The sequence below is a fragment of the Geomonas anaerohicana genome (assembly GCF_016458305.1).
Taxonomy (GTDB): Bacteria; Desulfobacterota; Desulfuromonadia; order Geobacterales; family Geobacteraceae; genus Geomonas; species Geomonas anaerohicana.
The window spans coordinates 53,815-69,224 of the sequence record NZ_JAEMHL010000014.1 but is presented as its reverse complement, the minus strand read 5'-3'; the positions used below and the strand labels follow the sequence as shown (position 1 = coordinate 69,224).

The following is a 15,410-nucleotide window of genomic DNA, read 5'->3' as shown; positions in this document are numbered from 1 at the left end:
GCCAGTCCCTTCTGCTGCTCCCCATCCTCCTGATCCCGCCTGCTTGATCTCTTTCGCCCCGCACAGTTCAAAACCCGGTATAATTCCTGTCGTTGTTTTTTACGTCCCGGGTCCCCGGGACGAGAAAGGCGGCTGGTATGTCTGCAAACGATGGCACCTTCACCGTCATGACCTACAACGTGCACCGGCTCACCGGCAACGACCGGCACACCTCGGCCGAGCGCATCGCCCAGGTCATCGACACCTACCAGCCCGACATCGTGGCGCTCCAGGAGCTTCCCGGTGCACGCTTTCGTCCCGAGGTCGGGGGCGCCTGCCAGGACCTGGCGCACGAACTGGCGCTCCTCTCCAGGAGGGACGTGCATTACAACCTGGAACGGGAGCGCTGGGGCAAGGTGGTCTTCAGCCGCTTCCCGATGCGGCTGGTCCGGGCCGGTGGGCTGCACCCCGAGAACCGCTATCGGACCATGGTGCCGCGGGGCGTGATCTGGGTGGAGATCGAGGTCTACGGGCAGAAGTTGCAGGTGGTGAACACCCACCTTGGGCTCACCCCGCAGGAGCGCAACTACCAGGCCAAGGTTTTGACCGGCCCCGAGTGGCTCGCGCACCCCGACTGCCGCCCCCCGGTGGTGCTCTGCGGCGACTTCAACGCCCTCCCCAGCTGGAGCATCCACAAGCGCCTGAGAAACGCGCTGCAGGACGAGCAGGAGCGCCTCAAGTTCGGGCACACCCAGTTCACCTTCCCGAGCAGCATGCCCATCGTCCGGTTCGACCACATCTTCATTTCGCCCGACCTCGCGGTGGAAAGCGAACTGATTCCGCGCACCAAGCTGACCCAGGTCGCCTCGGACCACCTGCCGCTGATCGTAAAGCTGCGCCTGGCAAGCCCGGAGGAGCGTTGACCAAAGGGGACTGGCTCCGAAGGTGCCTGTCCCCCTCATCCGAGTGGTAGGTCCGCAGCAGCGCTGACCGTCAGTGAAACAGAAAGAAATTATGCCAAAGCACCTAAAGTCGAGGAGCCGGTCGGCCGAAGAGAGGGAAGGATCAAACAGATGCCCCGCAGCGGGGAAAACGGAGAGATGCTATGAGCGAATACACGGAGATGCCGGACGATATGGAAGTGCAGGAAGTTATCATCGAGCGCGTGCTGCAGAACACGGGTTCTTTGCTGGAAATCTGCCTGGTGAAGCACGGCCGCCAGTACGAGGCGGCGATCTTCGTGGAAGGGAAATACAAGCCGGGGCCGCCGCTGCCGCGCCCGCTGGAGTCCCCCTCCGGCAGCTTCAGCCACTGGATGGGGGTGCGTCCCAAGGTCGGCCTTTCGCAGGAGGAGGCGGACCAGATCTTCTACGAGGTGAACGGCCTGAACGCCCTGCACCGGATCCAGATGAAGGACGACTGGGGGCATCTGCTGGATACGGTCTAAGCAGAAGGGACTGGCTCGATAGGTGCCTGTCCCTCTAGCGGAACGCTCCATTCCGCTGAGTCATCTTCACAAGCACAAAGGGGACAGGCACCTGGCGGAGCCAGTCCCCCTCAAGTTCCAAGCACCACAATAGCAAAAGGGCCGCTCCCGTCGAGGGGGCGGCCCTTTTGTTGTTTCCGGTTCATGTTCCCTCTCCCTCCGGGAGAGGGTGCCCGCAGGGCGGGTGAGGGAGGTTGCACCAGCAGCATGTTGCCCATGGCGACGCCCTCACCCCTGCCCCTCTCCCAAAGGGCGAGGGGGTAAAGCTAAAGCAAGCGCTACATTTCGACGCGGGTGAGTACCCCCTGCAGCTTGCTGGCGGGGAGCTGGTTGAACTGGACGAAGTTCGGGCTCAGCTTCTTGATGGCGTTGAACACCTTCCAGATCGGGTTGTTGGTGGTGATGTCCTCGACGCCGTAGAAGATGACCTTCTCGTGGATGTTGTTCTTCTTCAGGAGCGTCTCGATGTCGATCACCTCCATGTACCCCGCGAAGATCTCGAAGGAGTCCAGCCCGCTGCCACGGTTCTCGGTCAGCCTGTAGGAGACCCCGAAGGGCTCGTCGGTCCTGATGATGGAGATGAAAACGTTGCGCTCGTAGATGATGTTGCTGCGGATGATGCAGTGCACGACGTAGGGGGGGACCACCGCCCACTCGCGGGTGAAGAAGAGACCGGTCCCGGGGATGGTGCGCTGCTTGGCGAAAATCTGCTCGTAGGACATGAGGAAGGTCTCCACGTCCAGCGGCTTGAGGGCCCGGTACAGGGCGCGCTGCCCCTTGGTCCAGAGCAGGATGGTCAGGAAGGGAACCGAGGCCAGGATCAGGGACCAGTAGCCGCCGTGGGGCAGCTTGTTCAGGTTGGCGATCAGGAACACGAAGTCGACCAGGGTGACGGCGATGGCGATGGGGACCTTCCACTTCTTGGTGGTGTTGGCGAAGATCATGGTCATCATGATGCCGGTGATGGTCATGCTGCCGGTGACGGCGAGGCCGTAGGCCGCGGCCAGATTTTCGGACTTGCCGAAGAGCAGCATGATGAAGATGACCAGCACCATCAGCGTCCAGTTCACCGAGCCGATGTAGATCTGCGATTTGAGGTGGCTCGATGTGTAATCCACCTTCATGAGCGGCATGATCCTGGTGGTGATCCCCTGGTAGATGATCGAGAACACGCCGCTGATCAGGGCCTGGGAGGCGATTACCGTGGCCAGGATGGTGAGCAGCAGGAAGGGGATGTACAGGATCTGGGACTGGTCGTGGATCATGCCGAACAGGGTGTTCTTCTCGTGCTGGTGCTCCAGCAGGAACGCCCCCTGGCCCAGGTAGTTGATCACCAGGGCGATGAAGACGAAATACCACGCGCGCACGATCGGCTTTCGGCCCAGGTGCCCCATGTCGGCGTAGAGCGCCTCGCCCCCGGTGGCGCACAGGATGACCTCGGACAGGACGAAGAAGGCGGACATGCCGTTGTCGAGGAAGAACTTGATGGCGTACCACGGCGAAATGGACTTCAGCACCTCGGGGTGTCCCGCGATGGCGATCAGGCCGGACACGGTAAGAGCCGAGAACCAAAGTACCATCAGTGGGCCGAAGGCGCCTGCCACCTTGTCGGTGCCCTTGGATTGGAAGATGAAGAGGATGATGGCGATGGTGGCGGCGATGGCAATGACACCCGCCTGCGACAGGTTCGCCGTCGCCGGTATCAGCTCCAGACCCTCGACGGCGGAGAGTATGGAAATGGCCGGCGTGATGACGCCGTCGCCCAAAAGCAGGGAGACCCCGATGAAGGAGAGCAGGCCGATGAATCCCATGGCGCGTCCCCCCTTGAGCAGGCGGACCAGGATCTCCTTCAAGACGATGGTGCCCCCTTCGCCCTTTCTCCCCAGACTCATGGCGAGCCAGGCATATTCGACGGTGACCAGGATGAACAGGGTCCACACGATCAGCGACAGGATGCCGAAGATGTTGTCAGGGGTCGGTTTGGTGAGGGCGAAGATGACGGTAAGGGTATAGATGGGGCTCGTACCGATGTCGCCGAAAACCAGGCCCATCGATTTCACTACCCCGCCCCAGTATGATTGTTCGTGTTTCTGCATGGAGCACGCCTCCAGATGGTAACAGCGCGCAACTTATAGCACCGCTCTGCACCAGTGACAAGAAAAACCGCGCAAAGGGCCGGTATGTCGATATCTGCACGCGCGCTGTTACAGGCCGCTCATGGCCCCGCGTGGCGGGAGTCTCATTCGCCCTGTAACTGGCGGAAATCCTTGTTTGCGCTTGACATTCATCCCCATTGCTTGTAGCTTAAGTCGTTTCTCTCATGGCTTAAACTGACAGTGCGGAGGCCGTTTACATGGATTACAAGGACACTCTCAATCTCCCGATCACCAACTTCCCGATGAAGGGAAATCTTCCCCAGCGCGAGCCCGAGATGCTCAAGCAGTGGGCCGAGGTTGACATACACAACAAGATCGGGGAGGCCGGCAAAGGCAAGCCGCGTTACGTGCTGCACGACGGCCCTCCCTACGCCAACGGTCACATCCACATCGGTCACGCGCTGAACAAGATCCTCAAGGACATCGTGCTGAAGAGCAAGCGCATGGAAGGCTTCGCCGCTCCCTACGTCCCGGGTTGGGACTGCCACGGCCTCCCCATCGAACTGCAGGTCGAGAAGAACCTCGGTTCCAAGAAGCACGAGATCTCCAAGCTGGAGATGCGCAAGCTCTGCCGCGAGTACGCCGCCAAGTTCGTCGCCATCCAGCGCGCCGAGTTCGAGCGACTGGGCATCTTCGGCGACTGGGATGAGCCCTACCTGACCATGAACGCGAGCTACGAGGGTGCCACCGCCCGCGAACTGGCCACGTTCGCCGAAAACGGCGGCCTGTACAAGGGGAAGAAGCCGGTGCACTGGTGCTCCTCCTGCGGCACGGCACTGGCCGAGGCCGAGGTCGAGTATGCCGACCATAAGTCCCCCTCCGTGTTCGTGAAGTTCCCGCTCAAAGAGGACCTCGGTGGCGCGGTGCCGGAGCTTGCCGGCAAGAAGCCGTCGATGGTGATCTGGACCACCACCCCGTGGACCCTCCCGGCAAACCTCGCCATCGCCCTGCACCCGGAGCTTGACTACGTGGCGCTCGCGCTCAATAGCGGCGACGTGGTCATCGTGGCCGACGGCCTCAAGGAGAGCTTCCTCAAGGAGATCGGTGCGGAAGGGACCGTGCTGGCCAAGTTCCCCTCCAGGATCCTGGAGAAGAAGCTGGCCCGTCACCCGTTCTACGACCAGGACTCCATCATCCTCCTGGGCGAGCACGTCACCCTGGAAGCCGGCACCGGTTGCGTCCACACCGCCCCCGGCCACGGCCAGGAAGACTACGAGCTGGGCCTTGCTTCGGGACTCGACATCTACAACCCGGTCGACAACCGCGGCCGCTTCTATGAGAACATCGAGTTCTTCGGCGGCCAGTTCGTGTTCGATGCCAACAAGAACGTCATCGAGAAGCTGACCGAGGTCGGGGCGCTTCTGGGTTCCAAGGAGATTTCCCACTCCTACCCGCACTGCTGGCGCTGCAAGAAGCCGGTCATCTTCCGCGCCACTGAGCAGTGGTTCATCTCCATGGAGAAGAACGACCTGCGCGGCAAAGCGCTCTCCGAGATCAACACCGTGAACTGGATCCCGAAGTGGGGCCGTGAACGCATCTACGGCATGATCGAGAACCGTCCCGACTGGTGCGTGTCCCGCCAGCGTTCCTGGGGCGTGCCCATCGCCGCCTTCTACTGCAAGAGCTGCGGCCACGTCATGGCCGACGGCAAGATCATGCACCAGGTCGCCGACCTGTTCGCCGAGCACACCTCCGACATCTGGTACGACTGGGATGCCGCGAAGTTCCTCCCGGAAGGGACTACCTGCCCCTCGTGCGGCAAGAACGAGTTCGAGAAGGAAGGGGACATCCTCGACGTCTGGTTCGACTCCGGCACCTCGCATGCCGCCGTGCTCGAACTGCGCGACAACCTGGGCTCGCCGGCCGACATGTACCTGGAAGGTAGCGACCAGCACCGCGGCTGGTTCCACTCGTCGCTTTTGGCCAGCGTCGGCACCCGCGGCCGCGCCCCCTACAAGAACGTGCTCACCCACGGCTTCGTCATGGACGGCGCCGGGAGGAAGATGAGCAAGTCCGTGGGCAACGTGGTGGCGCCCGAGGACGTCATCAAGAAGTTCGGCGCCGACGTGCTCCGCCTCTGGGTCGCGGCGCAGGATTACCGCGACGACCTGCGCATCTCCCAGGAGATCCTGACCCGGCTTTCCGAGAGCTACCGCCGCATCAGGAACACCTGCCGCTACATCCTGGGCAACATCCACGACTTCAACCCGGACACCGACTGCGTCCCGTTCGAGCAGATGCCGGAACTGGATCGCTGGGCCATGCACCAGCTTGAGCTTCTCAAGGAAAAGGTGCTCGCTTCCTACACCGACAGCGAGTTCCACATCCTCTACCATGCGGTGAACGGCTTCTGCACCGTCGAGATGAGCGCCTTTTACCTCGACATCCTCAAGGACCGCGTCTACACCTCCAGGAAAGATTCTCTGGCGAGAAGAAGCGGTCAGACCGTGATGTACAAGGTGCTCGACGCCCTGGTGCGCATGGTGGCGCCGGTACTTTCCTTCACCGCCGAGGAAGTCTGGGCCGAGATGCCGGGCACCCGCGAGAGCAGCGTGCACCTGGCGCTCTTCCCGGCGCTCACCCCGGAGGTCAAGGACGAGGCGCTGGCCGCGCGCTGGGAGAAGATCATCAAGATCCGCTCCGAGGTCTCGAAGGCGCTGGAACTGGCCCGCGTCAAGAAGGTGATCGGGCACTCCCTCGACGCCGCCGTCGCCATCAAGGCGTCCGGCGAGACCGAGGCGCTCCTCAAGGAGTACGCGGATCAGCTCGCCGAGATCTTCATCGTCTCCAAGGCGGAACTTGCCGGTGCCGTTTCCGGCGAGGTCTACGTTGCGGAAGGGGTGGAAGGGCTCGAGGTGGGCGTCAGCGCGGCCCCTGGTGACAAGTGCGAGCGCTGCTGGTGCTACAGCGAGAAGCTGGGCGAAGATGCCGGGCATCCGGGCATCTGCCCGAAGTGCCTGGCGGCGGTGAAATAAAGACTACCTTCATCACTCCCCCTCCCCCCTTGCGGGGGAGGGTTGGGGTGGGGGGGAGGGCGCCATCTGCGACGATGTTGGCTGCTTCACCCACCCCCCAGCCCCCTCCCGTCAAGGGAGGGGGGGCGATTGCAACCTAGGGATCCTATGAAACCAAAATACATCATCCTCGCGGCGGTTTCGGCGCTGGTGCTGGTGCTGGATCAGTGGAGCAAGCTCTACATCGACAAGAGCATGACCCTGCACAGCTCCTATCCCGTCATCGAGGGGCTATTCAACATCACCTATCTGCGCAACAAGGGGGCGGCCTTCGGCATCCTGGCCTCTTCGAGCTACCGGCTTCCCTTCTTCCTGCTGGTCTCGAGCATTGCGGTCATCGTGATCCTGGTGGCGGTCAGCAAGATGCGGGACGACCAGACCTGGAACGTCGCCTCCCTGTCGCTGATCTTTTCCGGCGCCTTGGGCAACATGATCGACCGCGTCCGGCTGGGCGAGGTCATCGACTTCCTGGACGTGCACTGGAAAGGGCACCACTGGCCCGCCTTCAATATCGCCGACTCCGCCATCTGCGTCGGTGTCTTCATCCTGGCAGTCGACATGGTGCTCGAGGAGCGCAGGGAAAAGAAGAACCCGCCCACTTCGGACGCGCACTGACAGCTTCCTTAGGGGACTGGCTCCGCCAGGTGCCTGTCCCCCTTAGTCGCTTGGATAAGCTGGCGGAGCTGAAAGAAGCGTTCCGCTAGAGGGACAGGCACCTGACGGAGCCTGTCCCTTCTCCTCACCTAGCCGTTCTCCTCCAACAACCTGGTAAACAACTCCCTGATCTCGTTGGGCAGGCGCCGCGCCTTCATCTCGGGGCTCACGCAGGCCAGCGTCACCTTGGCCTCCACCAGCAGTTTTTCGTCTTCCTTCCTGACCACCTGCTGCGCGACGGTGAACGAACTGTTCTTCAGTGTCGCGATCTGGGTGCGCACCACCAGCAGGTCGTCCAGCCGGGCCGGCGCCCGGAAGTTGGCGTCAATGTGGACCACAGGGAAGATGATCCCCATGTCGTGCATCTCGCGCACCGATAGCCCGTGCGTCCTGAGAAATTCCGTCCTCGCCCTTTCCATGTAGCTTATGTAGTTGGAGTGGTACACCACCCCGCCCGCGTCGGTGTCTTCATAGTAAATCCTTACTTCCATGTGGCCTCCTAAATAAAAAAAGCCCCCGATAAGGGGCGTATGTCCATGTAGCTTCAGGCTCCTCCCCCGGAGGGGGGAGGCTGGGAGGGGGGAGGCTGGGAGGGGGGAGGCTGGGAGGGGGGCTGCTGGTAACTTTCCCCCTCGCTAACCCTCCCCCTCCGGGGGAGGGGACTATTCCGAAGAGGGCTGTTCTCCGACTGCCTCACCCAAGATCCTGCCGTACACCTCGCGCACCGCCTCGGTGACCCGCTCGTAATCGGCCATGAGCGCCTGCCCGGGGTTCTTCAGCATCGGGTCGTAACCGAGCCTCCTGGCCAGCTTGTTCAGGTATTTGAGCGGCCCGCCCAGGTCGTTCATCGAGTAGTCGTGGATGATCCTGAGGCGGTTTTCCAGCCGGCGCAGGAAACGGTAGCCCTCGGCAAGCGACTGGAAATCCGGTTCGGAAATGATGCCCAGCATGCGCATGGCGTCCATCGCTTCCAGCGTGTTCGATACCCGGATCTCTCGGTGCTCGCAGCCGTACTTGAGCTGCAGGAACTGGATGATGAACTCGACGTCTACCATGCCTCCGCGGCCGGTCTTGATGTTGTAGCTGCCGCTGGATTCCTTGGCAAGCTCGTTCTCCATGCGCATCCTGAGCCGGTGGATCTCCCTGCGTACCGTGTCGTCGGCGCTGGCGCCGTACACGGTCTGCTCAATGACCTGTTCCACCTTTTCCTTCAGTCGTGGGTCGCCGTAGGTCACCCGCGCCTTGGTGAGCGCCTGGCGCTCCCAGATCTGTGCCTCGGCGGCATGGTAGGCCTCGAAGGACTCCAGCGACGTTACCAGCGGGCCGGCGTTGCCGGAAGGGCGCAGCCGCGTGTCGATCTTGTAGGCGTACCCCTCGCGGGTCTGCGTGGTCAGCACCAGGATGATCTTCTGCCCGAGCTTGGCGAAGTACTCGCGGTTGGTGATGCTTTTCTCGCCGTCGGTGAAGCCCTGCCCGTCATAGATGTAGATGACGTCCAGGTCGGAATGGTAGTTCAGCTCGAAGCCGCCCAGCTTGCCCATGGCCACGATGGCGAAGGCCGCCTCGTGCCTGGTGCCGTCCTCGTCGACCACGATAGGGCGGCCGAATCGGGCCAATTCTCCGGTCGCGATGCAGCAGGCCGCGGCGAGGGTCACGTCGGCGAGGTCGGTCAACTGCTGGGCCACCTCGGGCTGTTTCATCTTGCCGTAGATGTCGTTCATGCCGATGCGCAGGAACTCCTCGTGGCGGTAGCTCCGCATGGCGTCCAGCTCCTCTTCGAAGCAGTCGGCCTGGGTGATGAAACCGTCCAGTTCCTTGGCCATGGTCCCGCGTTCCTTCTGGAGGTAGGCGTAGCCGTGCGTGGTCATGCTGTCCAACAGTTCCGGGTGTCCGATGAAGATCTTGGAAAGGAACTCGGACATGCCGAACATCGACGTGAGGAGCTTCAGAATGTCGCGGTTTTCGGCCAGAAGGGCGTAAATGGAGGAACGGGTTCTCTGGGAGGAAAGGAACCGCTCGAGGTTGGTCAGCGCCAGGTCGGGGTCGGGACTGTGGAAGACCTCCTGCAAAAACAGCGGGGCGATCTTCTCCAGGGTGCGCCGTCCCTGTTCGGTCAGATTTACCTTGGCCGGGCCGTCGCGCAGCACCAGGAGGTTCTGGTAGGCCGCATCGGGGTGCTCGAAATGGCGCTCCTCAAGCATGTCCTTGATCAGGTCGGGGTCGGCGTTGTGGTCGAAGAAGAAGTGCACCTCGGGGAGCACCTCCTCCTTGATCTTCTCGTCGCGGGAAAGGAAGAGATCGCCGTAGATGGCGGAAACGGCGCGCCGGTGTCCCTCCAGGGTCTCCCGGAAACGCTGCAGCCCGTCTTTTCTGAGGTAGCCACAGCGCCTGGCCAGCGCGTGCAGTTCCTCTTCCTTGCGGGGCAGGGCGTGCGTCTGCCGTTCCTGTACCACCTGGATCCGGTGCTCCACGGTACGCAGGAAGCGGTAGGCGTCGGAGAGGGCGGTGCAGTCGGCTTCCTTGATTACGCGCGCTTGGTGCAGCGTCTGTAAGGCCTTGAGGGAGTTGCGCTCGCGCAGCTGCGGGTTCTTGCCGGCGTAGACCAGTTGCAGAGCCTGGATGAAGAACTCGATCTCGCGGATGCCGCCGCGCCCGAGCTTGATGTTGATCTCACCCTCCTGGTTCCGGGCCAGGGAGGCGTCGATCTTCTTCTTCATCGCCATCATGTCCTCGATCAGGTTGTAATCGAGATAGCGGCGGTAGATGAACGGGGTCAGCGCGGCCAGGATGCGTTCGCCCAGCTCGATGGAACCCGCCACCGGGCGCGCCTTCATCATGGCGGCACGCTCCCACGACTGGCCCCACGCTTCGTAGTAGACCTCGGCGGAACGCATGGAGCTGGCCAGGTCCCCGGCCTTGCCGTCGGGGCGCAGCCCCATATCCACACGGAACACGAAGCCGTCCTCGGTGACCTGGGAGATAGCGCGGCTCACCATTTCGCCCAGCTTTACGAAGAACGAATGCAGGGATAGCTTGCTCTTGAAGCCGCCGCGCCCGTCCGGGATGCCGGTACTCTCACCCTTGTCGGAAGAGTAGAAGTAGATCAGGTCGATGTCGGAGGAGAAGTTCAATTCCCTGCCGCCGAACTTGCCCATGCCGATTATCGTGAATTCCGCCTGCACCAGGCCATCGGGCCCCCGTTCCATTGGCGTGCCGTGCTCCTGCACCAGTTGTGCGAAGGCTGACTCGTAGGCGATTTGCAGGGTGGCCGCGGCGAGCGAGGAGAGTTCTCCGGTGACTTCCTCCAGGGTAGCGAGGCCGTTGAGGTCGCGTGCGGCGATGCGCAGCATTTCGGCGTACTTGAAGCGGCGCAGGTGAGAGAAAAGATCGGCGTAGCTGGTTCCCTCCGGGATGCGCTCGCGCAGGGCCTGCAGCATTTCATCTTCGCTGCGATGCTGCATGATCTCACGTTCGACGAAGAGGCGCTGCAGATAGGAGGGGTCGCGGCAGAGGATATTGGTCAGGAAGGGGGAGGAGCCGCAGATGTTCATCAACTGGATGTTGAGGGCGCGGCGCGAGCAGATCTCCAGCAGGGTTTCCCGGGGCACCACGGTGCTGATGCGTTCGAAGCCGTTCAGCGCCATGTCCGGCAGCGGCGTGGCGAGTGCGGCGAGCGCCAGTTCGATCAGGCGCTCGCCCGGCAGCAGTTCGGAGAGGAGCCTCAGGTTTTCGACCGTGCGTGCACCGTAGCTGAAGCCGACTTGTTCCAACTGGTGGGACAGGTCCCCCTTATCCGGCTCGGAGAGCGCGGAAAGCAGCAGCGCGGCCAGGTCGGCAAGGCGGCTCATAGCCCGACCAGTGCCTTCAGCTCTCTCTCGTAGTCGCCGCGCACCACCCCTTTTTCCGTGATGATGCCGGTGATGTAGCGGGCGGGGGTGACGTCGAAGGCGGGGTTACGCACCTTGACACCTACGGGCGCTATGGTGACGCCCTGCACCTTGGTGACCTCTTCGGAACCGCGCTCCTCGATGGGGATCTGGTCGCCGTTGGCGAGCTTCAGGTCCAGGGTGGAGATCGGGGCGGCCACGTAGAACGGGATCCGGTTTTCCTTGGCCAGGACGGCGACCGAGTAGGTGCCGATCTTGTTGGCGGTGTCGCCGTTGGCGGCGATGCGGTCGGCGCCGACCACGCAGAAGTCGATCTGCCCGCTCTTCATGAGCCAGCCGGCCATGTTGTCGGAGATGAGGGTGACCGGGATGGAGTCCTTCATCAGTTCCCAGGCGGTGAGGCGTGCGCCCTGGAGCCAGGGACGGGTTTCGTCGGCGAAGACGCGGATGTTCTTGCCCGCCTCGTGTGCGCCGCGGATCACGCCCAGCGCGGTGCCGTAGCCGGCGGTGGCCAGCCCTCCCGCGTTGCAGTGGGTGAGGATGGAGGCCCCCTCCTTGACCAGTGCGCCGCCGTGGCGGCCGATTTCCTTGCAGATGGCGAGGTCTTCCGCCTCGACGCTGATCGCCTCGGCCTTGAGGATTTCGCGAATGGAGTGCAGGTCGAGTTCCTTGTGCTGCAGCGCCACCCGTTTCATGCGCTCCAGTCCCCAGAAGAGGTTGACCGCAGTGGGGCGGGTGCGGCCGAGGACGTCGCAGACGTTTTCGAGCTGCCGGTAGAAGGTGTCGAAGCTGTCAGCGATGATCTCGCGGGCGCCGAGGGCCACCCCCATGGCGGCGGCGATGCCGATGGCCGGAGCGCCGCGGACCACCATGCCGCGGATCGCCTCGGCGACCCCCTGGAAGTCCGTGTACTCGTTGTAGACCTCCTCGGCCGGGAGCCGGGTCTGGTCGATCATGATCACCTTGTTGTCGCGCCACTCTATGGTTCTGAAAGACATTTATTACCTCGAAAAAACAACACCATCGCACACGGATTTGACGGAAACGTGCAGATAAAGGCGGGTACTTCAAAAACGATTTTGGGTTAAACCAAAAACGATTGATTCTGCATTTTCCGTTTTTTCCGTTCAATCCGCGTGCGATGCCGTTGACTTTGTTTTTATCCCTTCAACTTCTTCAGCAGCAGATCGTTCACCACGGCGGGGTTGGCCTTGCCTTTGGAGGCGCGCATCACCTGACCCACGAAGAAGCCGAAGACGGTCTCCTTGCCGCCCCGGTACTGTTCGACCTGTGCCGGGTTGTTCTTTAGCACTTCGTCGACCATCGCCTCGATGGCGCCGGTGTCGGAAACCTGCACCAGCCCTTTCTCTTCGACGATCTTCTCCGGCGCCTTGCCGGTCTTGTACATCTCGTCGAACACGGTCTTGGCGATCTTGCCGGAGATGGTCCCTTTCTCCATCAGCTTCAGCATGTCGGCCAAAAGCGCCGGCGTCACCGGGCAGTCGGTGATGGAGCGGTTGTTGTCCTCGTTGAGCGCACGGGAGACTTCACCCATAACCCAATTGGAAACGGTCTTCGCCTGCGGGAACAGGGCGACGGTCTCCTCGTAGTACTGCGCCAGCTCGCGGCTCGACACCAGCACCTCGGCGTCGTACTCGGGAAGGCCCAGTTCGGCGACGTAGCGGGCCCGCTTCGCCTCCGGGAGCTCCGGCAGGGTGGCGCGCACGTCCTCGATCCACTGGTCCGGGATCAGCACCGGAACCAGGTCCGGGTCCGGGAAGTAGCGGTAGTCGTGGGCCTCTTCCTTGCCGCGCATGGAGCGGGTGGTGCCGGTGTTCGGGTCGAACAGGCGGGTTTCCTGGATCACCTTGCCGCCGTCGTCGAGGATCTCGGCCTGGCGCTCGATCTCGTACTCGATGGCCTGCTTGATGAACTTGAAGGAGTTGATGTTCTTCAGTTCGGCGCGGGTTCCGAAGACGGTGGAGCCGACCGGCATGAGCGAGACGTTGGCGTCGCAGCGGAAGCTACCTTCCTCGAGGTTGCCGTCGCAGATGCCCAGGTACATGACGATCTGGTGCAGCTTCTTGAGGTATGCGATGGCCTCGTCCGGCGAGCGCATGTCCGGCTCGGAGACGATCTCCAAAAGCGGCGTGCAGGCGCGGTTCAGGTCGACGCAGGAATCGTCCACCCCCGGGATGTCGGCGTGCACCAGCTTGCCGGCGTCCTCCTCCATGTGGATGCGGGTGATGCCGATCCGTTTCGTTTCCCCGTCCACCTCGATGTCCAGGTGGCCGTGCTGGCAGATGGGGAGGTCGAACTGGCTGATCTGGTAACCCTTGGGGAGGTCCGGGTAGAAGTAGTTCTTGCGGGCGAAGACGTTTCGCTGCGTGATGGAGCAGTTGGTGGCGAGTCCGGCGCGGATGGCGTTTTCCACCACCTGCTTGTTGAGGACCGGCAGCGCCCCGGGGAAGCCGAGGCAGACCGGGCAGGTCTGGGAGTTCGGCTCGGCTCCGAAGCGGGTCGAGCAGCCGCAGAAGATCTTGGTGTTGGTGGTGAGCTGGGTGTGCACCTCAAGCCCGATGACAACCTGATATTTCATAGATAGCTCCGACAGAGTTGTTTTCTGTGTGATGCTGCCCCCCCTCCCGACCTCCCCCCTCCTGGGGGAGGAGTTAACTCTCGCCCAAGCGTGGGAGTTGCTACTCCCTCCCCCGGAGGGGGAGGGCTGGGGAGGGGGAAAAGGCTAAAGCGGCGCCTTCTTGAGGTGCCACTGGGTCTCCTTCTCGAACGCGTAGGCGGTGGAGAGGATGGTGGCTTCGCCGAAGGGCTTGCCTATCAGCTGCAGACCGATGGGCAGACCGGCGGCGCTGAAACCGGCCGGGATGCTGATGCCGCAGGTTCCCGCCAGGTTCACCGGAATGGTGAAGATGTCGGAGAGGTACATCTGCAGCGGGTCGGCCAGCTTCTCCCCGATCTTGAAGGGGGGCGTCGGCGCGATCGGGGTCAGCAGCACGTCCACCTCGTTGAAGGCGTTCAGGAAGTCCTGCATGATCAGGGTCCTGACCTTCTGGGCCTTGACATAGTAGGCGTCGTAGTAGCCGGAGGACAACGCGTAGGTGCCGAGCATGATCCTTCGCTTCACCTCGGAGCCGAAGCCCTCGGCGCGGGTCTTGGCAAACATCTCCTTCAGCCCCCGGGCATCCGCGGCACGGTGCCCGAAACGGACGCCGTCGTAGCGCGCCAGGTTGGAGGATGCCTCGGCGGTGGCGATCAGGTAGTAGGTGGCCACGGCGTACTCGGTGTGCGGCAGGCTCACCTCGCGCATCTCGGCGCCCAGGCTCTTGTAGAGGGCGATCGCCTCGTCCATGGCGCGCTTCACGTCCGGGTCGAGACCCTCGATGAAGTACTGCTTGGGGAGACCGATCTTCAGCCCCTTGACGCCCGTGGCAAGGCCGGCGACGTAATCGGGGACCGTGGTGTTGACCGAGGTGGAATCCTTCGGGTCGTGCCCGGCGATGGCACCCAAAAGGAGCGCGGCATCGGTGACGTCACGGGTGAGCGGGCCGACCTGGTCCAGCGACGAGGCGTAGGCGATAACGCCGTAGCGGGAGACCCTGCCGTAGGTCGGCTTCAGGCCGACGCAGGAGCAGTGCGAGGCGGGCTGGCGGATGGAGCCGCCGGTGTCGGTGCCGAGGGTCGCGGTCGCGGTGCGCGCGGCGATGGCGGCGGCGGAACCGCCGGAGGAGCCACCCGGGGTGCACTCGAGGTTCCAGGGGTTCTTCACCGGTCCGAAGTAAGAGGACTCGTTGGAGCTTCCCATGGCGAACTCGTCCTGGTTCAGCTTGCCTACGATGACCGCGCCCTGCTCCTTGAGCTTGGCGACCGCGGTGCCGTCGTAGGGGGGGACGAAGTTCTCCAGGATGCGGGAGCCGCAGGTGGTGCGGATCCCCTTGGTGACGAAGATGTCCTTGAGGCCGACGGGGATGCCGGTAAGAGGCGCGATGTCGCCGGCGGCGATGCGCTTGTCGGCCGCTTCCGCCTCGACGAGCGCCTGCTCCGGTGTAACGGTGATGTAGGCGTTCACCTGGCCGTCCACCGCCTCGATGCGATCCAGCATGGCGCGGGTCGCCTCCACGGAGGAGACCTCCTTCGCCTTAAGCTTCTCGTGCAGCTCGTGTATGGTAAGGTCGATAATTTCCATTAAACACTCCGATCGAAGATTGCTCCCTCCCCC

Annotated in this window: 10 protein-coding genes; 4 read left to right on the top strand and 6 right to left on the bottom strand. The window is 62.8% G+C overall.

Annotated elements, in window-relative coordinates; translation table 11 throughout:
• Positions 1-137: 137 nt before the first annotated feature.
• Positions 138-902, top strand: coding sequence for an endonuclease/exonuclease/phosphatase family protein (locus JFN91_RS19340; RefSeq protein WP_199390787.1), 765 nt, complete (start codon positions 138-140; stop codon positions 900-902).
• A 182-nt stretch (positions 903-1,084) separates the two neighbouring features.
• Positions 1,085-1,426, top strand: coding sequence for a hypothetical protein (locus tag JFN91_RS19335; RefSeq protein ID WP_183349171.1), 342 nt, complete (start codon positions 1,085-1,087; stop codon positions 1,424-1,426).
• A 317-nt stretch (positions 1,427-1,743) separates the two neighbouring features.
• Here the strand turns inward: JFN91_RS19335 and JFN91_RS19330 are convergent, their stop codons facing one another.
• Complete coding sequence (locus JFN91_RS19330; protein WP_199390786.1) at positions 1,744-3,561, bottom strand: KUP/HAK/KT family potassium transporter; 1,818 nt, start codon at positions 3,559-3,561, stop codon at positions 1,744-1,746.
• Between the two features lie 257 nt (positions 3,562-3,818).
• On the opposite strand from JFN91_RS19330, the gene ileS reads away from it, so the two are divergent.
• Together ileS and lspA are read left to right on the top strand one after the other, a co-directional pair.
• Positions 3,819-6,596: an isoleucine--tRNA ligase gene (ileS, locus tag JFN91_RS19325; RefSeq protein WP_199390785.1), complete on the top strand. Its 2,778-nt coding sequence runs from the start codon at positions 3,819-3,821 to the stop codon at positions 6,594-6,596.
• Positions 6,597-6,743: 147 nt separating this feature from the next.
• Positions 6,744-7,250: a signal peptidase II gene (gene lspA / locus JFN91_RS19320; RefSeq protein ID WP_199390784.1), complete on the top strand. Its 507-nt coding sequence runs from the start codon at positions 6,744-6,746 to the stop codon at positions 7,248-7,250.
• 128 nt (positions 7,251-7,378) lie between these two features.
• Here lspA and ybgC read toward each other — a convergent pair whose 3' ends face one another.
• From ybgC to gatA, 5 genes are all read right to left on the bottom strand, one after another.
• Complete coding sequence (gene ybgC, locus JFN91_RS19315; protein ID WP_199390783.1) at positions 7,379-7,780, bottom strand: tol-pal system-associated acyl-CoA thioesterase; 402 nt, start codon at positions 7,778-7,780, stop codon at positions 7,379-7,381.
• Between the two features lie 171 nt (positions 7,781-7,951).
• Positions 7,952-11,137 (bottom strand): bifunctional [glutamate--ammonia ligase]-adenylyl-L-tyrosine phosphorylase/[glutamate--ammonia-ligase] adenylyltransferase, encoded by a 3,186-nt coding sequence (gene glnE, locus JFN91_RS19310; protein ID WP_199390782.1) that lies wholly within the window; start codon positions 11,135-11,137, stop codon positions 7,952-7,954.
• A complete protein-coding gene (mtnA, locus tag JFN91_RS19305; protein ID WP_199390781.1) occupies positions 11,134-12,174 on the bottom strand; it encodes an S-methyl-5-thioribose-1-phosphate isomerase in 1,041 nt (346 codons plus the stop codon). Before mtnA ends, glnE begins: the two co-directional genes overlap by 4 nt.
• 161 nt (positions 12,175-12,335) lie before the next feature.
• A complete protein-coding gene (gene gatB / locus JFN91_RS19300) occupies positions 12,336-13,790 on the bottom strand; it encodes an Asp-tRNA(Asn)/Glu-tRNA(Gln) amidotransferase subunit GatB (RefSeq protein WP_268898723.1) in 1,455 nt (484 codons plus the stop codon).
• Positions 13,791-13,919: 129 nt separating this feature from the next.
• Positions 13,920-15,377 (bottom strand): Asp-tRNA(Asn)/Glu-tRNA(Gln) amidotransferase subunit GatA, encoded by a 1,458-nt coding sequence (gene gatA / locus JFN91_RS19295; protein WP_199390779.1) that lies wholly within the window; start codon positions 15,375-15,377, stop codon positions 13,920-13,922.
• Positions 15,378-15,410: the final 33 nt, after the last annotated feature.

Coding starts and splice junctions, on each gene's coding strand:
- ybgC (WP_199390783.1), bottom strand. CDS start 7,780: ATGGAAGTAAGGATTTACTATGAAGACACCGACGCGGGCGGGGTGGTG.
- glnE (WP_199390782.1), bottom strand. CDS start 11,137: ATGAGCCGCCTTGCCGACCTGGCCGCGCTGCTGCTTTCCGCGCTCTCC.
- ileS (WP_199390785.1), top strand. CDS start 3,819: ATGGATTACAAGGACACTCTCAATCTCCCGATCACCAACTTCCCGATG.
- JFN91_RS19330 (WP_199390786.1), bottom strand. CDS start 3,561: ATGCAGAAACACGAACAATCATACTGGGGCGGGGTAGTGAAATCGATG.
- lspA (WP_199390784.1), top strand. CDS start 6,744: ATGAAACCAAAATACATCATCCTCGCGGCGGTTTCGGCGCTGGTGCTG.
- JFN91_RS19340 (WP_199390787.1), top strand. CDS start 138: ATGTCTGCAAACGATGGCACCTTCACCGTCATGACCTACAACGTGCAC.
- gatA (WP_199390779.1), bottom strand. CDS start 15,377: ATGGAAATTATCGACCTTACCATACACGAGCTGCACGAGAAGCTTAAG.
- JFN91_RS19335 (WP_183349171.1), top strand. CDS start 1,085: ATGAGCGAATACACGGAGATGCCGGACGATATGGAAGTGCAGGAAGTT.
- mtnA (WP_199390781.1), bottom strand. CDS start 12,174: ATGTCTTTCAGAACCATAGAGTGGCGCGACAACAAGGTGATCATGATC.